The organism is Rhizobacter sp. LjRoot28, from assembly GCF_964253025.1.
Taxonomy (GTDB): Bacteria; Pseudomonadota; Gammaproteobacteria; order Burkholderiales; family Burkholderiaceae_C; genus Rhizobacter.
Genome location: NZ_CAXUQC020000001.1, coordinates 1,957,357 through 1,977,376, shown reverse-complemented (window position 1 = coordinate 1,977,376; position 20,020 = coordinate 1,957,357). Strand labels below are relative to the sequence as shown.

The 20,020-nt window shown below is 69.3% G+C and carries 21 protein-coding genes; 5 read left to right on the top strand and 16 right to left on the bottom strand.

All coding sequences use genetic code 11. From position 1 onward, the window contains the following. Positions 1-53 precede the first annotated feature (53 nt). From ACSQ2F_RS09135 to ACSQ2F_RS09125, 3 genes are read right to left on the bottom strand one after another with little or no spacing between them, the layout of a single operon-like run. Positions 54-317 (bottom strand): DUF5985 family protein, encoded by a 264-nt coding sequence (locus tag ACSQ2F_RS09135; protein ID WP_436021946.1) that lies wholly within the window; start codon positions 315-317, stop codon positions 54-56. 9 nt (positions 318-326) lie between these two features. Continuing rightward, the gene (locus ACSQ2F_RS09130) at positions 327-587 is read right to left on the bottom strand and encodes a DUF5985 family protein (RefSeq protein WP_436021944.1); all 261 of its coding nucleotides are present in this window, start codon (positions 585-587) and stop codon (positions 327-329) included. A gap of 2 nt (positions 588-589) precedes the next feature. Continuing rightward, complete coding sequence (locus ACSQ2F_RS09125) at positions 590-964, bottom strand: hypothetical protein (protein ID WP_436021942.1); 375 nt, start codon at positions 962-964, stop codon at positions 590-592. Positions 965-1,384: 420 nt separating this feature from the next. On the opposite strand from ACSQ2F_RS09125, the gene ACSQ2F_RS09120 reads away from it, so the two are divergent. Then, a complete protein-coding gene (locus ACSQ2F_RS09120; protein ID WP_436021940.1) occupies positions 1,385-2,389 on the top strand; it encodes a 2-hydroxyacid dehydrogenase in 1,005 nt (334 codons plus the stop codon). An 11-nt stretch (positions 2,390-2,400) separates the two neighbouring features. On the opposite strand, the gene ACSQ2F_RS09115 is transcribed toward ACSQ2F_RS09120, so the two are convergent. Continuing rightward, entirely contained in the window at positions 2,401-2,835 is a 435-nt protein-coding gene (locus tag ACSQ2F_RS09115; protein ID WP_436021938.1) for a universal stress protein, read from the bottom strand. A gap of 197 nt (positions 2,836-3,032) precedes the next feature. On the opposite strand from ACSQ2F_RS09115, the gene ACSQ2F_RS09110 reads away from it, so the two are divergent. After that, positions 3,033-4,433 (top strand): MBL fold metallo-hydrolase RNA specificity domain-containing protein, encoded by a 1,401-nt coding sequence (locus ACSQ2F_RS09110; protein ID WP_436021936.1) that lies wholly within the window; start codon positions 3,033-3,035, stop codon positions 4,431-4,433. A 284-nt stretch (positions 4,434-4,717) separates the two neighbouring features. Here the strand turns inward: ACSQ2F_RS09110 and ACSQ2F_RS09105 are convergent, their stop codons facing one another. From ACSQ2F_RS09105 to ACSQ2F_RS09080, 6 genes are all read right to left on the bottom strand, one after another. Next, complete coding sequence (locus tag ACSQ2F_RS09105; protein WP_436021934.1) at positions 4,718-6,712, bottom strand: nitric oxide reductase activation protein NorD; 1,995 nt, start codon at positions 6,710-6,712, stop codon at positions 4,718-4,720. A 12-nt stretch (positions 6,713-6,724) separates the two neighbouring features. After that, positions 6,725-7,540 (bottom strand): CbbQ/NirQ/NorQ/GpvN family protein, encoded by an 816-nt coding sequence (locus ACSQ2F_RS09100; RefSeq protein ID WP_436021932.1) that lies wholly within the window; start codon positions 7,538-7,540, stop codon positions 6,725-6,727. Between the two features lie 3 nt (positions 7,541-7,543). Beyond that, positions 7,544-8,926 (bottom strand): cbb3-type cytochrome c oxidase subunit I, encoded by a 1,383-nt coding sequence (locus ACSQ2F_RS09095; protein ID WP_436021930.1) that lies wholly within the window; start codon positions 8,924-8,926, stop codon positions 7,544-7,546. 28 nt (positions 8,927-8,954) lie between these two features. Beyond that, on the bottom strand, positions 8,955-9,818 hold the full coding sequence (locus tag ACSQ2F_RS09090) for a c-type cytochrome (RefSeq protein WP_436021928.1): 864 nt from the start codon (positions 9,816-9,818) through the stop codon (positions 8,955-8,957). Positions 9,819-9,829: 11 nt separating this feature from the next. Continuing rightward, positions 9,830-9,955, bottom strand: a complete 126-nt coding sequence (locus ACSQ2F_RS09085; RefSeq protein WP_436021926.1) for a hypothetical protein — start codon at positions 9,953-9,955, stop codon at positions 9,830-9,832. A gap of 204 nt (positions 9,956-10,159) precedes the next feature. Next, entirely contained in the window at positions 10,160-10,444 is a 285-nt protein-coding gene (locus ACSQ2F_RS09080) for a hypothetical protein (protein WP_436021924.1), read from the bottom strand. Positions 10,445-10,760: 316 nt separating this feature from the next. Here ACSQ2F_RS09080 and ACSQ2F_RS09075 point away from each other — a divergent pair, with 316 nt between their 5' ends. Next, the gene (locus ACSQ2F_RS09075) at positions 10,761-11,150 is read left to right on the top strand and encodes a hypothetical protein (protein WP_436021922.1); all 390 of its coding nucleotides are present in this window, start codon (positions 10,761-10,763) and stop codon (positions 11,148-11,150) included. Positions 11,151-11,172: 22 nt separating this feature from the next. Here the strand turns inward: ACSQ2F_RS09075 and ACSQ2F_RS09070 are convergent, their stop codons facing one another. The 3 genes from ACSQ2F_RS09070 to ACSQ2F_RS09060 all read right to left on the bottom strand — a co-directional run bounded on the left by ACSQ2F_RS09070 (position 11,173) and on the right by ACSQ2F_RS09060 (position 14,799). Continuing rightward, positions 11,173-11,919 (bottom strand): enoyl-CoA hydratase/isomerase family protein, encoded by a 747-nt coding sequence (locus tag ACSQ2F_RS09070; RefSeq protein ID WP_436021920.1) that lies wholly within the window; start codon positions 11,917-11,919, stop codon positions 11,173-11,175. 112 nt (positions 11,920-12,031) lie between these two features. Beyond that, complete coding sequence (locus tag ACSQ2F_RS09065) at positions 12,032-13,234, bottom strand: CaiB/BaiF CoA transferase family protein (protein ID WP_436021918.1); 1,203 nt, start codon at positions 13,232-13,234, stop codon at positions 12,032-12,034. Between the two features lie 35 nt (positions 13,235-13,269). Then, the gene (locus ACSQ2F_RS09060) at positions 13,270-14,799 is read right to left on the bottom strand and encodes a carboxylesterase/lipase family protein (protein WP_436021916.1); all 1,530 of its coding nucleotides are present in this window, start codon (positions 14,797-14,799) and stop codon (positions 13,270-13,272) included. A gap of 185 nt (positions 14,800-14,984) precedes the next feature. Here ACSQ2F_RS09060 and ACSQ2F_RS09055 point away from each other — a divergent pair, with 185 nt between their 5' ends. Both ACSQ2F_RS09055 and ACSQ2F_RS09050 read left to right on the top strand, forming a co-directional pair. Next, positions 14,985-15,737: a GntR family transcriptional regulator gene (locus tag ACSQ2F_RS09055; protein ID WP_436021914.1), complete on the top strand. Its 753-nt coding sequence runs from the start codon at positions 14,985-14,987 to the stop codon at positions 15,735-15,737. Positions 15,738-15,740: 3 nt separating this feature from the next. Beyond that, positions 15,741-16,721 (top strand): quinone oxidoreductase family protein, encoded by a 981-nt coding sequence (locus ACSQ2F_RS09050; RefSeq protein WP_436021912.1) that lies wholly within the window; start codon positions 15,741-15,743, stop codon positions 16,719-16,721. A gap of 90 nt (positions 16,722-16,811) precedes the next feature. Here the strand turns inward: ACSQ2F_RS09050 and ACSQ2F_RS09045 are convergent, their stop codons facing one another. From ACSQ2F_RS09045 to ACSQ2F_RS09035, 3 genes are all read right to left on the bottom strand, one after another. Further along, positions 16,812-17,693 (bottom strand): alpha/beta hydrolase family protein, encoded by an 882-nt coding sequence (locus tag ACSQ2F_RS09045; protein WP_436021910.1) that lies wholly within the window; start codon positions 17,691-17,693, stop codon positions 16,812-16,814. A 264-nt stretch (positions 17,694-17,957) separates the two neighbouring features. Next, positions 17,958-18,767, bottom strand: a complete 810-nt coding sequence (locus ACSQ2F_RS09040; RefSeq protein WP_436021908.1) for a redoxin family protein — start codon at positions 18,765-18,767, stop codon at positions 17,958-17,960. Positions 18,768-18,910: 143 nt separating this feature from the next. Next, positions 18,911-19,993, bottom strand: coding sequence for a sodium:calcium antiporter (locus ACSQ2F_RS09035; protein WP_436021906.1), 1,083 nt, complete (start codon positions 19,991-19,993; stop codon positions 18,911-18,913). Positions 19,994-20,020: the final 27 nt, after the last annotated feature.

The following is a 20,020-nucleotide window of genomic DNA, read 5'->3' as shown; positions in this document are numbered from 1 at the left end:
CCATCAGGAGCGCTGCGCGATGAACGCGGAGGAGGCGACCGGCCAGTCTGCCCCTACTTGTCGGACGGGCGGTTCTTTTCCCAGATCGCCCACAGAATGAGGCCGTACGACACAAGGCGCACCAGGTAGTGCACCGGCGCCGCATCGGCCGTCCAGGCCTGGTTCATCGCCATGAGCACGCGGTTCGCCGCCTCGATCCAGAAGGACAGCATGAAGAACAGGAAGAAGCGGTCTCCCGTGCTGCGCCAGTAGCGCAGGAAGAAGAGCCCCGCGACGAAGGAACCGACGGCGATGCCGCCTACGAGCATTTCATCCATGGCGGTCCTTCAGTCCTCGCCTTCGAGCACGAGCCCGGTCACCAGCAGCAGCACGGCCACCAGGGCCAGCACCAGTCGCCAGCTCGACAGGTCGATGTCGGTGTAGACCATCCGGTCGAGCACCAGCAAGCCGTTGTTGAGCGTCAGGCCCACGAAGCACAGGCCGCTCCAGAGCAGCAACCGGAAGCCGGTGCGGAAGTACCCGCGCAGAAGCAGCCAGGCGCAGGCCAGGGACGTCGCCGCGCAGAGGGTGTAGGTGATCTTGTCCATGGTCAGGTGTCCTTTCGCAGCTTGAACGCGGCGGCAAAGCGGCTCGCACTCTTCTGCGTGGCGTCATGGATGAGGTTGGAGACGCCAACCAGGTCGGCGGCGTAGCAGTCGGCCAGGCGGTCGAGTGAGTCCCTGAGCGATGCGTCGCGAGGCTCGTACCGGTAGCGGGAGGCCTCGAGTCGCGCGATGCCCGCCTCGGCCAGCGCGTCGACCAACTCCGCAGCCGTGCGCTCGGACACATAGAGACTCGCTGCGAGCTCGGCCACCGACCAGCTCCGGTCGGCCGCGCCGCGCATCAACAGTGCGGCCTCCAGGTAGGGCACCGAGGGAACGCTCATGAGCACGAAGCGGCGAACGTCGTTCGGAATCGTGCTCATGGGTTGTCGGGCCCCGGGCACAAGCGATCGGTCTGCCGGTCGGCCTCCGGGGTTCGCGCGCAGCGCGAGGCAGGACGGGATGGCAACGGAAACGGAAGCGGTGGCAGTCTCATGCGGCAGTGGAGGTTTCGGGCGCGGGGGCATGCACATCGCCCCGCGAACTGCGCTGGCGCGAGCGGAATTCTACAGAGGGTGGGACGGGGTCGCGTCTCGGGCGTCCGAGGGCAAGGCGAGGCGAGCGCATTGCGTTCGGCGGACCGCATCGCGTCGGCGCGGGCTCAGTTACGCCGGATGCGCCTTGCCGCTCTACTGCGGCCGGCCGGGCTTGGGCAGCGCTGATGCGTGTGATACGGTGAGCCGCCGAGCGCGCAGGCCACGAGCCCGCGTCCTCCTGCCCAGCCGCTTCCCGAGAGAAACTCCATGCGTGTCGTCGTCTTCAGCACCCAGGCCTACGATCGCCGCTTCCTCGAGCGGGCCAATGCCGGCGGCCGCCATGCGCTCGAATTCGTGAGCCTGCCGCTCGACCTCGCGACCACCGGTGCGGCGGAAGGGGCTGCGGCCGTCTGCGCCTTTGTCAATGACCGCCTCGATCGGCCGGTGCTGGCACGACTGGCCGCCCTCGGCGTGCGGCTCGTCGTGCTGCGCTGCGCCGGCTTCAACCATGTCGACCTGGCCGCCGCTGCCGAGCTCGGACTCGCCGTGGCCCGGGTGCCGGAGTATTCGCCCTACGCCGTCGCCGAGCACACCGTGGCCCTGGTGCTGACCCTCAATCGCAAGATCCACCGAGCCCATGCCCGCGTTCGCGAAGGCAACTTCGCCCTCGAGGGCCTGCTCGGGTTCGACCTGCATGGCCGGACGGTCGGGGTGGTGGGCACCGGCAAGATCGGCGCGTGTTTTGCGCGCATCATGGCCGGCTTCGGTTGTCGCCTGCTGGCTTGCGACCCAACCCCCGACCCTGACTGCGAGGCCCTCGGCGTGCGCTACGTCGGGTTGTCGGAACTGCTGGCTGCCGCCGACGTGGTGAGCCTGCATTGCCCCTTGACACCCGCGACCCGCCACCTGATCGGTGCCGAGGCAATCGCCGCGATGAAGCCGGGCGCCATGCTGGTGAACACCAGCCGCGGCGCCGTGATCGACACGCCCGCGGCCGTCGCGGCGCTCAAGTCCGGCCAACTGGGCAGCCTCGGCATCGATGTATACGAGGAGGAGGCGGACCTCTTCTTTCGCGACCTGTCGGCTGATGTCATCCGCGACGACGTCTTCGCTCGGCTGCTGACCTTTCCCAACGTCGTGGTGACCGGTCACCAGGCCTTCTTCACCGAGGATGCGCTGGCTGCCATCGGCGAGACCACGCTCGCCAATCTCGACGCGTTCGAGGCCACCGGCCAGCCGAGCCATCCGGTGTCGGTGGAGCGGCTGGCCTGAGCTGCGGCCGGCTACTTGATGATCATCACCGGCACCTCGGCCAGCATCAGCACCTTGGCCGCGACACTGCCGAGCATGACGCGAGCCACCCCGCGCCGGCCGTGCGAGCCCATGACGATGACATCCGCGGCACAGCGCCGCGCCGCATCGACGATGTCCTGGGCCGGGTTGCTGCCTTCGGTGTGTTCGGTGGTGAGCTTGACGCCGGTGCCCTGCGCAAGATCTTCAAGGCGTGCGAATGCCGCAGCCGACTCGCGGTGCGCGGCCGAAAGGTACTCCTCGCGGCCGGCGCTGTTGGCGGCACCGACGCCGCCATAGGGGTAAGGCTCCTGGATGTACACGGCGTGCAGGCCGGCGCCGGTGAGCTTGGCCATCGCGATGGCACGGTCGGCCGCGGCGAGTGAGACTTCCGAGCCATCGGTGGGCAGCAGGATCTTGTCGAACATGGAGGACTCCGTGTGAAGGAAATGGACGTTGCCGCTTCGATGCCACCTTACACCGAAGGTTCGACCGGATCCACCGGCGCGGGCATCCGGCTGACGCAGCGCAAGGCCGGTCGACGTGGTCGCGCGAAGGCGTCGCGATTGCGGGCATCATGGCCCGGGGCATCCACGCCCGAGGCTTTTCCCAAGGACGAGACACCATGCGATTGACCTTCATCGGCGCGGCCCAGGAAGTGACCGGTTCCTGCTTTCTCGTGGAGACCGACGACGTGCGCTTCCTGGTGGACTGCGGGATGCACCAGGGCGGTCGCGAAGCGCATGAGCGCAACTTCAACGCCTGGCCGTTCGACCCGGCAACCATCGACTTCGTGCTGCTGACCCATGCGCACATCGACCACAGCGGGCTGCTCCCGCGGCTGTGCGCGATGGGGTTCAAGGGCCGGATCCACACCACGACCGCGACGGCCGACCTGCTGTCCGTGATGCTCCTCGACAGCGCCTTCATCCAGGAGGCCGAATGGACGCGTGCCCAGCGCAAGAAGGGCGGCAACCCGGCCGGCGGCCGGAACCCTGCGCTGCTGTACACCGTGGCCCAGGCCGAAGCGGCCCTGGAGCAGGTCGACGGGGCGACCTACGGCGAGGCGCTGCAGCCGCACCCGTCGGTTCGCTGCACCTTCAGAGATGCGGGACACATCCTCGGCTCGGCCATCGCCGAGGTCTGGGTCACGGAGGACGACCGCACGCGCAAGATCGTCTTCTCCGGCGACCTCGGGCAACCGGGCCGCCCGATCGTGCGCGACCCGACGCCGATCGCCGAGGCCGACGTGCTGGTGGTTGAATCCACCTATGCAAACCGGCTGCACCGGCCGCTCAGCGAGACCATCGACGAGCTCACCTTCGTGATCGAAGACACCCTGAGCCGTCGGCAGGGCAACATCATCATTCCCGCCTTCGCGCTCGGTCGTACCCAGGAGCTGCTCCACCTGCTGCTCTCCCTGTGCAAGCAGGGCAAGCTGCCCCACCTGCAGGTCTTCGTCGACTCGCCGATGGCCAACAAGGTGACCGAGATGACCTGGAAGCATTCCGAGTACCTCGATGACGAGAGCCGTGCGCTGCTGTCGCGGCGAAGCACGGATTCCCGGTTCATGGACCTGCGCTTCACGCGCAGCGTGGAGGAGTCCATGGCGCTGAACCGCATCAAGGCCGGAGCGATCATCATCTCGGCCAGCGGCATGTGCGACGCCGGCCGCATCAAGCACCACCTCCGCCACCACCTGGATCGGCCCGAGTGCGCCATCGTCATCATCGGCTACCAGGCCGTCGGGACCCTCGGCCGGCGTCTGGTCGACGGGGAAAAGCGGGTCCGGCTCTTTGGCGAGGATGTGCGGGTCAGGGCAGGCATCCACACCATCGGCGGGCTGTCCGCCCACGCGGACCAGGCCGCGCTGCTCGGCTGGCTCAAGGGATTCGAGGTCGCCCCGCGACGGACCTTCGTTGTCCACGGCGAAGCGGAGACAGCCTGCGGGTTTGCCGACCGCGTGGCCGAGGAACTGGGTTGGCGCGTCGAGGCGCCTGCGCCGGGCACACGGGTCGACCTCTGAAGCGCGTCCCGTGCGCAGCTCCGGGTGACGTGCCGCAGCTTTGCTGATGGCGCCCCCGCCGACCGTGCCCTGGACACCGTTGCCCGCCTCGCATCGGTCACGTGGTGCACCCGGCTGATTCTGCGCCGCATTCGCGCCCGGGGGCTCGCGGGTCGGCTCGACACGTGCGTGGGTTTGGCATCGTCCTTGGGTAAGTTCGCGCGGGCCCAAGCGACCTGCCCGGACGGCGCCAGGCAATGGGGCAGGATCCATGTGGCCGCCTTCGCCCTCGTCACGTGGCGGCCCTACTGGGACAGCAGGCGCTTCATCCAGTCGAGCAACACGACGGGCAGGCGTTCAGGGCGCTGCAGCAAGGCATGGTGCTGCGGGCCGAACACCCGGGGCAGGTAGGCTGCGGCCTGCCGATCCACCGTGAGGCAGAAGGGCGACTGGCCGGCGTGGCGCGCCTCGAGCACGGCTTGGCGCATGTCCTCCACGCCGTAGCGCCCTTCGTAGGCATCCTGGTCATTGGGTTTGCCGTCGGAAAGCAGCAAGAGCAGCCGGTGTCGCGCCGGCTGGGCCTGCAGCAGGCGACTGGCATGCCGCAGCGCCGCACCGGCGCGGGTGTAGTGCTCGGGCTCCAAGCCGGCGATGCGGCGGGCGACGCTGTCGCTGTGCCGTTCGTCGAAGCGCTTGACGGTGCGCACCTGCACCTGCTGCGGCCCCTGGCCCGAGAACGCGAGGATGGCATGGGCGTCGCCCGATCCGTCGAGTGCGATCGACAGCGGCAGGAGGGCCTCCCGTTCGACGTCGATGATGCGCCGCTGGCCGGCGATCCAGCCATCGGTCGAGCCGCTGACATCCACGAGCACGAGGACGGCCGTGTCGCGCCGGGCCATGCGGGTGGTGCGGTAGAGCCGCTGCGACATGGAGGCTCCGGCGCGAAGGTCGGCGCGTGCCTCGATGCAGGCCTCCAGGTCGAGTTCGTCGCCCTCGTCCTGCCGCCTCAGGGGCACGCGTCGGGCCCGCAGCATCTCGAAGCGTCGGCGGATGGCCCCCAGCATCCCGCGTTGTGCCTCCAGCGTGCGCTCCACCCAGGCGGCCGAGCCCTCGGGCGCGTCCGACTCCCACACCGTGGTGCCGGGGTCCCGATACGTCTGCGCCTGGTAGTCCCACTCCGGGTAGCGAATGCCTCGGGCACCTGCGGGCACGGCGCCAGTGACGGTTTGCGCCGGGCGGACCGGCAGGTCATCTGAGAGGAGGACCTCCTTTGCCTGCTGCGACGTCCGGACGAGGCGGGCCTGCTGCAGGTCGGCCACCGACTCGGCATGCGATTCGGCCGCGTGGTCAGTGTCGCGGTCCGCCGGTCGCTGCTGCCCCATGGGGTCCTCGGCGCTTTCGTGCGGCTGAGCGGTCTGCACCATCCACGGCGCCGGTGGGCCGTCGTCTTCTTCCTCGTCGGCCTCGCGGACGGTGGGCCGGCGTGACAAGCGGGCGCTCCTGACGGAGCCGTTCGCCTCGTCGGCCGGCTCGGGCGTCGCCAGGTCGGCTCCGCGTGCGACCGCTTCACGCGCTGGCCATTCGCCCGTCCACCAGTCGCAGAGCAGCGGGTGGCTGCCCAGTTCGCCCGGCCAGGCGGTTGCGGCTTCCCGGGCGAGCCCGGCGAGTGTGGGCGGCGCGGCGGCCCCGGCCTCCGGCGGCGCTCGCAGCGTGCCGCGCAGCCACTGCTCCAGGCCGCGTCTCGCTGGCGGAAACGCTTCGAGGGCTGGGCGGCGGATCAGTGCTGTCTCGCGCAATTGCAGCAGGAGCGGCCGCAGGCCGGGCAGGGCGGCGACCAGGGCGGCGTCGGCCGCGGCGCCTTCGAGGACCAGGTAGGTCGCGCGCAGCAAGGGCGTGTCCAGGGCAGCCGCGTCCGCTTCGGCCCGGATCCGGGCCCGCTGCGCCGCCTGCAGGGCCATTGCCCGGTACAAGGCCGCCGCATCGCCGGCATCGGCGCCCTCCAGCTGCCGCGGCAACCAGATGGATTCCCCATCGGTGCTGGGAACTGCGACGCGGCGAAAGGGCCGGGCGTCGCGGCGAAACAGGCGGGTGAGGGCGGTGACCGGGGCGGGCGCCTGGGCCACGCGCAACGGCCAGTGGCGCCCGTGGAGCGCAGTGAGCAGCAGATCCAGGCGCGGGGCGATCTCCATCAGCCCCGGCACGACGGATTCAACCGCCGGGCGGCGACGCTTGAGAAGGTCTTGCGCGTAGGCGGTCGCGTGGCGCGCCGCGTCGACGATGACGTCTTCGGCTTCGGCCACCGCGCGCTCCGTTCAGACGAACGTGGCGTCGACCAGGTCGCGCATGGCGCCAACCAACGACGGGTCGTCCGACAGCGGCGCGATCAAGGCCGCCTGGCAGGCGGTGCGCAGGTCGATGCCGGCGCCGGCAAGGCGTGCGGTGGCCACCAGCAGGCGGGTGCTGGGCACTTCGGCCAGGCCGCGATCCTGCAACTGGCGGATGCGGCGGGCCAGCGACACGAGTGCCGTGGCGTCGGCATGGCTGGCACCGCTTTCGCGCTCGACGATGCGGGCCTCGACCTCGGCCGCCGGGAAGTCGAAGTCGAGTGCCACGAAACGCTGGCGCGTGCTCGGCTTCAGGTCCTTGAGCATGCGCTGATAGCCCGGGTTGTACGAGATGACCAGCATGAACCCGGGCGCCGCCTGGAGGGTCTCGCCGGTCTTGTCGATCGGCAGGATGCGGCGATGGTCGGTCAGCGAGTGCAGCACCACGACCGTGTCCTGCCGCGCCTCCACGGCTTCGTCCAGGTAGCAGATCGCGCCCTCGCGGACCGCGCGGGTGAGCGGGCCGTCATGCCACACCGTGCTGTCGTGGTGGATCAGGAAACGGCCGATGAGGTCGCTGGCGGAGAGGTCGTCGTGACAGGCGACGCTGATCAGGGGCCGATCGAGGCGCCAGGCCATGTGCTCGACGAAGCGCGTCTTGCCGCAGCCGGTGGGCCCCTTGAGCATCACGGCCAGTTGCTGCGCATGGCATTGCTCGAAGAGGCTGACCTCCTCGCCCACCGGCAGGTAGAAAGGCGCTTCGCCGGTGCGCGAGGGTGTGGACGACTCGGGACCCTGGGGCATGCCTCAGGCCATCCGGGGCCGGGGCGCCGACGGCGCGCGGTTCGCGGCGTCGGTGTCATCCCCGATGATCTCGAAGTTCGGGCGGATGCGGAAGAAGTCCCAGATGAAGAGCGCGACGCCGGTCGAGAACACCCCGGCCGTGGCGATCAGCATCAGGAAGTGCACCTGGATCTTGAGCTGCGCGTCGAGGTAGCCGAGGCCCAGGATGCGCTCCAGGTACACCTGCCCGATGCCGGCCGTCGCGAAGGACAGCGTCATGCCGAACATGCCTGCCAGCTGCAGCCAGAACGACCAGTACCCCAGGGCCGATCCGCCCTCGCGACGGCCCGGTGTCAGCAGGGGCAGCGCGTAGCTGATCATCGCCATGACGATCATGGCGTAGGCACCGTAGAAGGCGGCGTGGCCGTGCATGGCCGTGATGAGGGTGCCGTGCGTCCACTTGTTGACCGACGGCCAGGTGTGGGCCAGGCCCAGCAGGCCTGCGCCGAACAAGGTGAACACCGCGCTGCCGAGCGTCCAGTGGAGTGCGAGCGTGTTCGGGTGCGACAGGCCCGAGCGCCGCATGGCGGTGTAGGCGTACATGGCCATGCCGACCAGCGCGAGCGGCTCGAGGGCACTGAAGATGCCGCCGATGGGCAGCCAGTACGACGGCACGCCGACCCAGTAGTAGTGGTGGGCGGTGCCCAGGATGCCGGCGATGAAGACGAGGCCGACGATGACGTACAGCCACTTCTCCATGACCTCGCGGTCGGCACCGGACAGGCGGATGAGCAGGTAGGCGAGGAAACCGCCCTGGATCATTTCCCAGACGCCCTCGACCCAGAGATGGATGGTCCACCAGCGGTAGAAGATGGCCACGGTGTAGTTCTCGAACTCCAGCAACGCCGGCAGGTAGAGCACGGCGGCGAGGCCGAGCCCGAGCAGCAGCACGCCTTCGGTGGTGGTGAAGCGGCCGGACTTGCGGATGGTCATGCCGACGTTGTAGAGGAACATCAGCATCACCACGACGATGACGATCTTGTGCGGCAACGGCTGCTCGAGGAGCTTGTTGCCGGTGCCGAAACGGAAGAGGTAGCCGATGACGGCGGTCACGCCCATCAGCACCCAGAGCACGAGCTGGATGTAGGCCAGCTTGACGCTGTGCAGCTCGGTGCGCGACTCGTCGGGCACCATCCAGTAGGTCGCCCCCATGAACCCGGTCAGGACCCACACCACCAGCAGGTTGGTGTGGATGACCTTCGTGACGTCGAAGGGCAGGATGTAGAGCAGCGGGTCGGGCCCGAGGTACTTGGCGGCCGAGAGCAGGCCGAACACCAGCTGCAGCCCGAACAGCGCCATTGCGACCGCGAAGTACCAGTAAGCGACTTCCTGGGAACGGTATCTCATTGCGTGTCTCCCCTCGCGATGCAGCGAATCACTTGAACGAGGCCAGGTAGGCCACCAGCTGGTCGATCTGTTCCGGCTTGAGGTCGTTGGCGTAGGTGGCCGGCATGAAGCTCTGGCCGTTCGCCGAGTACATGGCGCCCGGCACCACATAGGCGCTCGGGTGCTCGATGGACTCCCGGATGTAGCCCTCGACGTCCTTGGCCTTGCCCTTGTAGTCAGGCGAGGCGAGGCGCTCCTTGGCCTGGGTGGCAAGGCCGGCGAGTGACGGCCCGGCCATGTTGACGCCTGGTGACAGCGAGTGACATGCCGTGCAGGAGGGGGCGACCGTGCGGAACACGTTCTGTCCGAGCGCGATGGGGTTCTGGTCGCCCGATACCGGGCGGGCTCCCGGCGGCTGCATGCCACCCTGCTGACCGCCTGATCCGAGTTGTTCGGTGTTGAGGTCGGTACCGGGGATGGTGGCGCCGGTCACCAGGATGGGCCGGGGCGGCCAGCCCTGGTTGTCGACCTTGGAGACCCAGTCGAGGAAGGCGATGAGGTCGGTGATCTCGTCTTCGGCCAGGTCCTGCTTGGGCATCAGGCGGCGATGGCGGTTCTCGTCGTAGAACTTGGACGGGTCGCGCATGTAGGCCTTCAGATAGGCCTCGCCGCGGTGCTGGGTGATCTTGGTCAGGTCGGGTGCGTAGTAGGCGCCCTCGCCGAACAGGGTGTGACAGTTGATGCAGTTGTATTTGTGCCAGACGTCCTTGCCGTGGATGACGGCCGGCGTGATGTTCTGGGCGTTGGTGAGTTTGTCGAACTGGCGATGGCTGTCGATCGTGAGACCGAGGAAGGCCAGCGCGGCGACGGCGGTGGAGCCGATCGCGAAGAGGCGGCTTTGTCGCTTGTTCATGTTCGGGGCTCCTAGACGCCGATGCCGGTCCAGTGCGTGATGGACATGTAGCCCGAGTACAGCAGGGCGACGAGCATCAGCAGAATGACGATCAGTGCGAAGCCTTTCACCGGTCCGTACAGCGATTGGGATTTCATGGCGGCCCCCTTTTGTGTCGGGCGAGCATAGCGTGCGGTACTGCACATGTCCACGGCGTTCGGCCTGACTTCGAGGGGCAATGGCCCTGTAACGAACAGCTTTCGGGGTTTCCCTTGATCGGGCTCAACTGGTGAGCCAGGCGATCGGGTTGCTCCCTACCCGCTGGTGCCCGCGCCGGGACTCGAGCGTGCCGGACGTCAACGTCACTTAGCGACGTCAGTTGGCACGCTGTCGTACTCCAGACCACCCACGAAGCGGTACATCGCGTTGTAGACCGAGCAGGCCACCGTGACCCCGACGTAGCCGACCACCAGGTAGAGCAGGGGCACGAGCAGCAACGCGGCCAGCGGCAGCTGCGCCTCCGGCGGCGCCACGACGCGGGCAATGAGGCCGAGGGGGATGAGCAGCGCAAACGTGGTCACGGCGAGCAAGGCGGCCACGACCTTGCCGTTCTGGTGGGGGGACAGGCGGGAGATCTGGTGCTTCATGTCGGGCGCCTCCAAGCGCCGGGTGGGATGGGTCGAGGGAGAACCGCTTGCCCGGCGTCAATGGCTGCAGCACGGGTCGCATCGAGAATCCTGCTGCGCAGGGACCTCCGTAATCCTGCGAATCTAACGTGGAACCGGACAAGGAGTCGACATGGCAACGAGGCGTCGGCAATGGGCAGCTCGCGGGAACGCGGGAACGAATCAACGCAGGATGGTGGCGCTGGTGATGCTGGCCTGCCTTACCAGCGGACCCGTGGCTGCCCGCGGATCCGGGCGGGAGGCCGCCCCCTGCAAGGACGCTGTTGCCGCTGCGTGCGTGCCCGCGATCGAAGGCCCCTGGCGCTACGCCGGAGGGTCTCCGACGCACCGCATCGACGTGCTCGATCAGCCGTCGCTCGAGGATGTCCGCCGCGCCCTGCAGGAGCGCACCAGCGCCCTGTACGGCAAGAACGCCTGTTCGCCCGCACGCATCAGCCACGCCGGCGACTGGCGTACCGACACCGACGAGCCGACGCTTCAACGCGAGCGGCTGATCACCGTGTACGAGGTCGGCTTCCTGCATGGCGACGAATGCACGGTGGTGGGAGGTGCGACCACCTTCCACACCACGCGTCAGCGCAGTTTCAATTGCGAGGCGGGTCGACCCGGGCCGTTCCTGGGGCCCAGGGGCGAGCGCCTGTGCGGGCCTCCGGCTCCAGGCCCCTGAAGCCACAGCGCCGTGCGCCTCGTCAGCAGCCGTTGAATCGGGGGGGCCGCCGTTCTCGCCAGGCAGAAATGCCTTCGCGCAGGTCGGCCGACGTTGCGGCCCGCTTGGCGTCGGCCTTCAACGCCTCAGGGTCGAGCATGCCGCGCGCGATGTGATTGAGGTGCTGCTTCATGGGCAGCAGCGCGAGCGGCGCCATGGCCGAGAGCGTCTGGCTCAGCCCGTGGGCCGCCTCGTCCAGCCGCTCGGCCGTGACCAGATGGGTCAGGAAGCCGATGGCCTTCATGTCCTCGGCGCCGATCTTTTCCGCGCCGAGGATCAAGCGCTTGGCCTGGTCGAGGCCCAGGCGGCTCACGTAGCGCTCCAGCGCCTGGCGATAGAGGTGCAGGCCGAGCCGGGCCGCCGGCATCACCATTTCCATGCCGACGACGCCGAGCCTGAAGTCGCAGGCAAGCGCCAGGTCGGTGGCGCCGCCATGGACGCCGCCCTGCATCACCGCCAGCGTGATGGGCCGGGCTGCTTCGAGGGCATCGGCCACTCGGTCGAATGACACGGCGCGCGAAGCGCCGAGCTGTCCGATGTCGTAGCCGCTGCAGAAGGTGCGGCCTTCAGCGCGAAGCTGAAGCACCAGCACCTCCGGCCGCGCATTGACCTCCGTCAGATGCGCTTCAATCACCGCCAGGTCATCGGGCTCCAGGCGGTTGGCCTGCTCCGGGCGGCGCAAGGTGATGCGGGCGATGCTGCGGTCGATGTGGAGTTCAGGCGTGGGCATGGCATGACGTCGTCGGGTTGGAAGGGCCGGTGGCTTGGTGCGTCGGCCGGATCAACGGGCGTCGGCCCGCTGGACTGCTGCGGAGAGAGCGTTCACGGGCGGCAGGGGACCGTCATGCCGTCACCCCGGATGCGCGCATCGCCGCGACCGCAGTCGCGTCGTAGCCCAGTTCGCCCAGCAGTTCGTCGGTCTGCTCGCCCGGGTCGGGTGCCGCGTGGCGGAAGCGATCCGGATGCGGGAAACCCGAGAGGTTGATGGGCGAGCGGATCAGGTCGACGTCGCCCAGTACCGGGTGATGGGCCGGCCGGGTCATGCCGAGGTGGCGGACCTGCGCGTCCTCGAACGCCTGGGCGATGGTGTAGATCGGTCCGCAGGGCACGCCCGCTGCATTGAGGCGCTGCACCAGGTCGGCCGTGTCGAAGGCGGCCGTGACGGCGCCGATGTCGCGGTCGATCTGCTCGCGGTGCCGCTGACGCGAAGCGATGTCGGCGTAGTCGGGATGTCGCAGCAGGGCGTGCGCACCGAGGGCCTCGCAGAAGTTGGTCCACATGCGCGTGGTGGCCGGTGCGATGTTCACATGGCCATCGCGCGCAGGGTAGGTGCCCATGGGCACGATGGTGGGGTGACTGTTGCCCTGCTGGCCGGCCACCTCGCCGTTCACCGTGTACCGCGCCGCCTGGAAGTCGAGCTTGTTGATCATGCTCTCGATGAGCGAGGTGTGGACCCATTGCCCCTCGCCCGTTCGCTCGCGATGGAGCAGGGCGAGCAGGATGCCCTGGCCCAGGAACATGCCGGCCGTGGTGTCGGAGATGGCGATGCCGGTGCGCATCGGGCCGCGGCCGGGCTCGCCGGTCACCGAGCTGAGTCCGCACATGCCCTGGACGATCTGGTCGACGCCAGGGCGGTCGCTGTAGGGACCGTCCTGGCCGAAGCCGGAGATGCTGGCGAGGATGATGCCGGGGTTGTGGGCACGCAGGTCTGCGTAGTCGAGCCCGATGCGCGCCTTGACGTCGGCACGGAAGTTCTCCACCACGACGTCGCTGCGTGCCACCAGCCGCCGAAGCACCTCCGCACCGGCCGGCGACTTGAGGTCCAGGCAGAGACTGCGCTTGTTGCGGTGCAGGTTCTGCTCGTCCGCGCCCCGGCGCCACCCCGTGACCGAGCCGCGGTCCCGCGGCGGCGGGGCGTCGATGCGGATCACCTCGGCGCCCCAGTCGGAGAGCAGGCGCACGGCCGCCGGTCCCGCGCGGGCCACCGACAGGTCGAGCACCTTGTAGGGCGCGAGGGGGAGGGGTGCTGTGGCGTCGGACGTCATGCGCGGGATCCTTGGATGGGTCGCCAGTGCGGGTGTCAGCGCGCGGACCAGAATCGACGGAAGACGCCCCGCGGATCGTCGTGTACCCCGGTGCCCCGGCTGTCTCCTGCGAACACCAGGGTTGCGCGCCGCTGCGTGTCGAACGCCGGCCAATCCGGTGTGGCGGGACTGTTCGGGTTCCCCGTGGCGGCGAAGCTCACCCAGGCGCTGGCGAGCTGGTCGGCCAGGCGGAGGTTCTCGTCGGAGGGACCGTTGAGTCCGTGGCGGATGTCGTGCAGGCTCGGGCCGATGTCCACCCCGTGGGGCGCGCCGAAGCGGCCACCATAGGCAGGGCTCGGGATGGTCCAGAGGTACGTCCAGACCGGGGCGCCGCCACGGGCGGACTTGCGTTCTGCCTGCAAATGCGCGGCGCGGCGGAAGGTGGCGTCGGTGTCGAGGCGGGCCTGCAGCAGGTAGGCCGTGGCGTGCGGGTCGTCCTGCCGATAGAGGGAGACGAGTTCAGCGGCCGCGTCGCCGACGTGGCGCTCGGCGAAGGCCAGCAGTCCGGCATCGTCGAGGTCGAAGTTGATCATGCGGTAGGCCCGCTCATCGAGGGTGGTGCCGATGACGAGCGGCACGTCGTGCGACGCCTCCGGCGCGTCGGGGTCGAACGGGTGGCGCGGGAGGACCCTCCCGTCCAGAACGGGGCCGAACGCGCGCGGCATCTCGCCCTGCAGGCGGTCGGCCCGTTCGAGCTGCAGCTGCGCCGCCAGCAGCTGCGCCATGGGCAGTTCGTGCAAGCGATCCAGGCTGGATGGGTCAACCTCGAGCGAGGCCATGAACTGCTCCGCGACGGCGGCGGCTGCGGCGTCGGGAAGGGCCCGGAGCCCCGAGCCGCTCATCACGCCCGCCCGCTGGAACAACCCGCGGGCCGAGGGCATGGCCATCAGCGTGCTGGTCTTCAGGCCGCCGCCGGACTGGCCGAAGACCAGCACCCGGGCCGGGTCCCCACCGAAGGCTTCGACGTTGTCGTGCACCCATTGCAAGGCGGCCACGATGTCGAGCATGCCGGCATTGCCGGCGCTGGCGTAGCGGTCGCCACCGACCGCGCCCAGGTGCAGGAAGCCGAAGGCGCCGATGCGGTGGTTGATCGTGATCACCACCGCGTCGCCGAAGCGGGCCAGCATCTCGCCATCGAACTGCGGCGAGTTGCCGGAGCCGGCGTAGAAGCCGCCGCCATGCAGGTGCACGAGCACTGGACGCCTGGCGTCGCGAACCGGGCCGGGTGTCCACACGTTGAGCACGAGGCAATCTTCGCCCATGCCGCCCGGCTGCAGGTCGTAGGCGATGAGATCGGCGTAGGCGCGGCGACGGTCCGCGGGCATCTGCGGGGCGTAGGGCCCGTATGCGGTGGCATCGCGAACGCCGGACCAAGCGGCCACCGGCTGGGGCGGCATGAAGCGGTGACGCCCACCGGTGTCGGCACCGTAGTGCACGCCCTTGAACACATGGATGCCGCCGGAGCGGAGACCGCGGAGGCGGCCGACCGTGGTCTCGACGACGCTGAACACCGGATCGTCCAGCATCAGGCCTCCGATGAAGGGAAGGGGCAGGTGCCCGACAGGGGCAGGACGGCTGGCATGCGCACTCCAGTTGACGAGACGGCTCAGTGTACGGATCGACCTCATAAAAATACATAGCGGGTTTCCATGTATTCGAAAGAAGCCGCTGATGATGGCTTGCTGCCTAGAATCAAGGCCCGGAGCCACCCATGTCCACCCCCTCACGCATCAACCTCAGCAACCGGATCCGAGCCACCCTCGAGGAGGAGATCACCTCGGGTGCGCTGGTGGCCGGCTCGCGCATCGACGAGCAGGCCTTGATGGCCCGCTTCGAGGTCTCCCGCACCCCGGCCCGTGAAGCGCTGCTGCAGTTGCTGTCCGCCGGGCTGGTGACCTCCGTGCCGCGGCACGGCACCGTGGTGGCCACCATCTCGGTGGCCGAGTACGTGGCCATGCTGGAGGTGCTCACCGAACTCGAGAGCCTGGCCGCGCGTCTCGCTGCACGGCGCATGCCGGCGGCGCAGCGCAGCGCGTTGCAGGAGGCCGAGGCCGAATGCCGGAGTGCCGCCGCCGCACAGGATGCCGACGCCTATGGCCGCGCCAACCGGCGCTTCCATGAACTTATCTACGACGGCAGCCTGAACGAGGTGCTGTCCCGGCAACTGCGATCGATGCGCCTGCGCATGCGGCATCCGCAGAGCGCGCTCTTCGACCGCCCGGGACGCATCCGCCATTCGCTGGCGGAGCACCAGGCCTTGCTGAAGGCCATCCTCGACGGCGACGAGGAGGCGGCGGCACGCGCCATGTCGACGCACATCTCGAGCGGCGGCAACGTCTACGCTGACGCCATCGCCAGCCTGCCGGGGACGTCGCGCGGCTTCGAGCCCGCGCCACAGCCGGCCGTCGCGGCTTCGGCCGCCCCGCAGCGCGCCGTCCGGCGACGTGCCACCCCGAGGAGTTGAACCATGCAGACTCGCGCCATCCAGATCCACCGTCATGGCGGGCCCGAGGTGCTGGAAGAAGTGTCCGTCGCCCTGGCGCCGCCGGGGCCGCACGAGGTCACGGTCAGGCAAAGCGCCATCGGCCTGAACTTCGCCGACATCTATCAGCGGCGCGGCAGCGCCGGCCCGCATGCGGCAGCCGCCTTTCCGCTCATCCTCGGCGCGCACGGCGCCGGCACCATCGAGGCGGTGGGCGCCGAGGTCACCGGCTGGTACGTGGGGCAATCGGTGGCGTACATCCATCCAGGGGCCTACCAGGCGGCGCGCAACGTCCCGGCGTCCAGGCTCGTCGCGCTGCCGCCGACGATCTCGCAGGAGGTGGCCGGCGCTCAGTTGCTGCGCGGACTCACCGCCGAATACCTGCTGAGGCGCCTGCACCGGATCCGCCCGGGGGAGGCGGTGCTGGTGCACGCCGCGGCCGGTGGCATGGGCCAGTTGCTGGCCGAGTGGGCGCGTTCTCTGGGCGCAACCGTCATCGGCACGGTGGGCTCACCGGAAAAGATGGACGTCGCCCGGGCCCACGGCTGCCACCATGTCTTCGACTACCGCAGGGACAACTTCGCCAGCCTGACCCTCGAAGCCACCGGCGGGGAAGGCGTGGCGGTGGTGTACGACGCGGTGGGCCGGGACGTGTTCCTGCCGTCACTGGACTGCCTGCGCCCGATGGGCATTGCCATCAACTACGGCACCGCGTCAGGCGATGTCGAAGCGTTCGACCTGCAGCGCCTGCATGCACGCTCGCTCAGCGTCTGCCGACCCACGTTGCGCACCTTCATCGCCGATCCGGCAGACCTGCAGCGCGGCGCGGCGAGTCTCTTCGATGCGGTCTCGCGAGGCGATCTTCACTTGCGGGTGGCACGTCGGCACGCGCTGGCCGACGTTCGCGAAGCCCACGAGGCCCTGGAGGGTGGGCGGACGATGGGGGCGGCTGTGCTGGTGCCCTGACCCCACGCCGGATCGGCCGGTCCGATCGGAAGGCTCGGTCCCTGCCGTCGCGCCGACGTGGCGCGCTCCCTCGCGCCACGTGAGGCCGCGTCAGTATGGGCAGTTGTTGCGGCTCTCCGAAACCTCGGTGCTGCGCACGGTGCTGTTGTACTCGCTGCCGCAGACGAAGCCGGTGTAGCGGGTGTCGTTGTCGACGAAGCGCTTGACCCAGGCGATGCCCAGCTTGCCGAGGGTGGCGTAGTGACCGCCGCCATTCATCACGCAGAAGTGGTCGTCGTTGTTGATCTCGACGAAGTTCTTCGGGGTGGTGGACGGGATGGCGTTGTAGAAGGGGCTGGCATGGGCGCTCACCGCCGCGATGGAGTCGCTCTCGCAGGCGAAGATCATCGTCGGCACGCGGATGCTGCGGAAGGACAGCGAGGAGGTGTTCCACGGTGCCATCGGGATGGCCGCCTTCAGCGACGGATTGTCGGCCGCCGCGATCAGCGTGCCGCCACCGCCCATCGAATGGCCGGCCACCGCACGACGGTTGCCATCCACCTTGCCGTACAGCGGGCTGGTGCGGCTGTTGCCCTGGCCCACCACGTAGTCGAGGGCGGCCGTGAGCTGCCGAGCACGGCTGCCGGGCTGGTCGAACAGGGTGTTGGTCTCGATGACGATGACCACGAAACCGTGCGAGGACAGGCGCTCGCCCCAGAAGTACATGGTGGAGGCCGTGCCGGTGAAGCCGGGCGAGACGGCCACCACGCCATAGCTGCCGGACGCGGTGGGATACCAGATGCGGCCGCCGCCGAAGCCCGAGGCCCCGAAGCTCGACACGTTGACCGTGCGGGTGGCGAAGGAGCCGGCGCGTTCGAGGGCGCTCGGGGTCGGGTCCGGGCCCTTCTGGTATTGCGCGAAGGCGGACGAGGCGGCCACGGTGGCCAGGGCGGCCGCGGCCGCGACGGTGAGGCGAGAAACGAGGTTCTTCATCTTGTCTCCAGACGAATGGATGTCGTAGTGACGCGCCGGTGCCGGATGCAGACTGCACGCGCAGGGCGCCTTCCGCTCGAGGGCGGACAGGCAGTTTGCGCGAGCGGAATTAGTTCACGAATCGTGGAAATCCCTGGCGCTTTCGCCGCCAGCGTGACGCCGCCGTTGCGCCCCGCGGGAGAACGGTTCCACCCGCAGGAACAGACCGTTTGCGCAACCGTTTCCAACCCGAGGTCATCGCCCTGACCGCAGCCGGATGAACGGTCAGCGGATCGCCGACAACCGCTGCGCCAGCGTGGCGCGCGACAACTCCCCGACCCGTACGGAGACCAGGCGACCCCGCGCGTCGAAGAAGAGCGTGGTCGGCAGGGCGCGGTGGCCGAGCCGGGCGCCGGCTACCGACTGCTCGTCGACCAGCACCTGTTGGAGCTTCAGGCCGCGCGAGGCCATGTAGCGGCGAACCGTCTCCGGCCGTTCGCCCTGGCTGATGAACAGGAAGCGCACGTCCGGATGTGCATCCTGCGCCGCCTGCATGGCGGGCATCTCGCGGTGGCACGGTGGGCACCAGGTGGCCCACAGGTTGATGACGGTCGGCCGGCCATCGGCGGCTGCCAACTGCACGGCCGGACCGTCGAGCGACGGCAATGCCAGGTCGGGCAGGGGCCGCACTGCCCCTGAGCCACCGAGCAGCAGGAAGACGGATCCGGCCAGCCCGACAACCGCAGCGGCTCCGCTGCCCCACAGCACGGGAGCCCGCAGGGCCGGCTGCCGCCTCACCGCATGCCAGGCCAGCAGGGCGGCAACGGCGACGCCGACGGCCACGTTCCATCCGCCGTCCCGAACGTCGAGCATGGTCAAGGGGGCTGCGGCATAGGCACTGCGCCACTCCCACAGAAAGGCAAGGCGGGCGGCCAGCAGCCCCCACAGCAGCATGCCCGTCGCCACGCCTTCGATGGAGGCGTTTCGTCCGCGCGCCAGCCGACCGGCGAGTGTCCAGCCGACCAGCAGGGCCGCCAGCAGCAGGAGCGGGCCGATCGGGAAGACGAGCGGCCCCAGTTGCACGGAGGACGTCATTGCGCACGCGATGCTGCGGCGCCACGGGCCATCGGTGGCACGGCGAGCTCGGGAAGCGTGAGGCGAGGGGGGGTCGGCATGGGGTGGTGAGGACGAGGCAGCTGCCGCAGTATGCAGGCTGCGGTCCCTCTCGCAGCGCGCGCTTAGCCCGTCGGACGCAGTCCGTAGAGCACGACGAGCCCGGCCGCGTAGAGCAAGCAGGCCACGATGGAGTCCATGCCCATCCGTGCCACGGTCCGGTCACGCCGTTCCACGAGACCGATGAGGAAGACCGCCGTGATGGCGGCCGCCAGCAGCGCCGAGAAGGCGGCGAAGGGCCCTGCCTGCTGCAGGATGGGGTCGCCGTCATGCAGCGCATCCACCAGCACGAGGATGATCACGTTGAACAGATTGGTGCCGAAGACGTCGCCCAAGGCCAATGCGTAGCGCCCCATGCGCACCGCCGCCAGCACCGTGCTGACCTCGGGCAGCGAGGTGCAGGCCCCCAACAGCACGGCACCGACGAAGCTGGCCCCCAATCCGGTCTGGTGGGCCACGGCCTCGGCGCTCAGCGCGAGCACGTAGCCGCCCGCCAGAATGACCCCGGCGGTCCCGGCGATGCGCCACGACAGCGCGCCGATGCTTCGCGCATGGTCCGCCTTCTCTTGCTCCTCGAGGCGGCGCTGCTGGTCGGATGCGGCCTTGCCGCCTGCTTTGTCCGCCTCTGGCGCTTGTTCGGTCGTGGGCTGCCAGGAGCGGAGGTCCCGCGCCTTTGCCAGGATGCGAACGGCGCAGGCGTAGGCCACGAGCAGGGCCCAGCTCCACAGGCCCATGCCGAGGAACGGTCGGTCACCCGCGACCACGGCGGCGGGCACGAGCAGCAGCAGCAGAAGCGACAGCGAGGCCTGCAGCATCACGTCCGGGCGTCCGGGCCGCGCCGTCAGAGGTCCTCCGCCATAGCGCGCATCGGCCAGCGCCAGGATCAGCACGTTGATGGACGCACTGCCGAGCACGTCGTTCACGCTCAGCAACGGCTCTCCGCCCACCGTGGCGGTGATCGACACCGCGATCTCGGGCAGGGAGGTCAGCCCTCCCAGAAGCAACACGCCGGCCAGTCCGCTGCCGAGCCCGGTCTTCTCGCCGGCGACGTCTGCCAGTCGGGCGAGCCGAGCGCCCATGGGCCAGATCACGGCAGCGGCCACCCCGAGGATGGCAAGGTTGGCCCAGAGGGGGAGGTCGTCAAACATGAGGGGACTCCGGCTCGCGGTCCAACG

What these genes read in the sequence shown, in the direction of transcription:
- ACSQ2F_RS09125 (WP_436021942.1), bottom strand. Translation starts at nt 964, where the DNA reads ATGAGCACGATTCCGAACGACGTTCGCCGCTTCGTGCTCATGAGCGTT.
- ACSQ2F_RS09090 (WP_436021928.1), bottom strand. Translation starts at nt 9,818, where the DNA reads ATGAACAAGCGACAAAGCCGCCTCTTCGCGATCGGCTCCACCGCCGTC.
- ACSQ2F_RS09065 (WP_436021918.1), bottom strand. Translation starts at nt 13,234, where the DNA reads ATGACGTCCGACGCCACAGCACCCCTCCCCCTCGCGCCCTACAAGGTG.
- ACSQ2F_RS09115 (WP_436021938.1), bottom strand. Translation starts at nt 2,835, where the DNA reads ATGTTCGACAAGATCCTGCTGCCCACCGATGGCTCGGAAGTCTCACTC.
- ACSQ2F_RS09045 (WP_436021910.1), bottom strand. Translation starts at nt 17,693, where the DNA reads ATGAAGAACCTCGTTTCTCGCCTCACCGTCGCGGCCGCGGCCGCCCTG.
- ACSQ2F_RS09080 (WP_436021924.1), bottom strand. Translation starts at nt 10,444, where the DNA reads ATGAAGCACCAGATCTCCCGCCTGTCCCCCCACCAGAACGGCAAGGTC.
- ACSQ2F_RS09085 (WP_436021926.1), bottom strand. Translation starts at nt 9,955, where the DNA reads ATGAAATCCCAATCGCTGTACGGACCGGTGAAAGGCTTCGCACTGATC.
- ACSQ2F_RS09120 (WP_436021940.1), top strand. Translation starts at nt 1,385, where the DNA reads ATGCGTGTCGTCGTCTTCAGCACCCAGGCCTACGATCGCCGCTTCCTC.
- ACSQ2F_RS09095 (WP_436021930.1), bottom strand. Translation starts at nt 8,926, where the DNA reads ATGAGATACCGTTCCCAGGAAGTCGCTTACTGGTACTTCGCGGTCGCA.
- ACSQ2F_RS09135 (WP_436021946.1), bottom strand. Translation starts at nt 317, where the DNA reads ATGGATGAAATGCTCGTAGGCGGCATCGCCGTCGGTTCCTTCGTCGCG.
- ACSQ2F_RS09035 (WP_436021906.1), bottom strand. Translation starts at nt 19,993, where the DNA reads ATGTTTGACGACCTCCCCCTCTGGGCCAACCTTGCCATCCTCGGGGTG.
- ACSQ2F_RS09130 (WP_436021944.1), bottom strand. Translation starts at nt 587, where the DNA reads ATGGACAAGATCACCTACACCCTCTGCGCGGCGACGTCCCTGGCCTGC.
- ACSQ2F_RS09110 (WP_436021936.1), top strand. Translation starts at nt 3,033, where the DNA reads ATGCGATTGACCTTCATCGGCGCGGCCCAGGAAGTGACCGGTTCCTGC.
- ACSQ2F_RS09070 (WP_436021920.1), bottom strand. Translation starts at nt 11,919, where the DNA reads ATGCCCACGCCTGAACTCCACATCGACCGCAGCATCGCCCGCATCACC.
- ACSQ2F_RS09060 (WP_436021916.1), bottom strand. Translation starts at nt 14,799, where the DNA reads ATGCTGGACGATCCGGTGTTCAGCGTCGTCGAGACCACGGTCGGCCGC.
- ACSQ2F_RS09050 (WP_436021912.1), top strand. Translation starts at nt 15,741, where the DNA reads ATGCAGACTCGCGCCATCCAGATCCACCGTCATGGCGGGCCCGAGGTG.
- ACSQ2F_RS09055 (WP_436021914.1), top strand. Translation starts at nt 14,985, where the DNA reads ATGTCCACCCCCTCACGCATCAACCTCAGCAACCGGATCCGAGCCACC.
- ACSQ2F_RS09040 (WP_436021908.1), bottom strand. Translation starts at nt 18,767, where the DNA reads ATGACGTCCTCCGTGCAACTGGGGCCGCTCGTCTTCCCGATCGGCCCG.
- ACSQ2F_RS09100 (WP_436021932.1), bottom strand. Translation starts at nt 7,540, where the DNA reads ATGCCCCAGGGTCCCGAGTCGTCCACACCCTCGCGCACCGGCGAAGCG.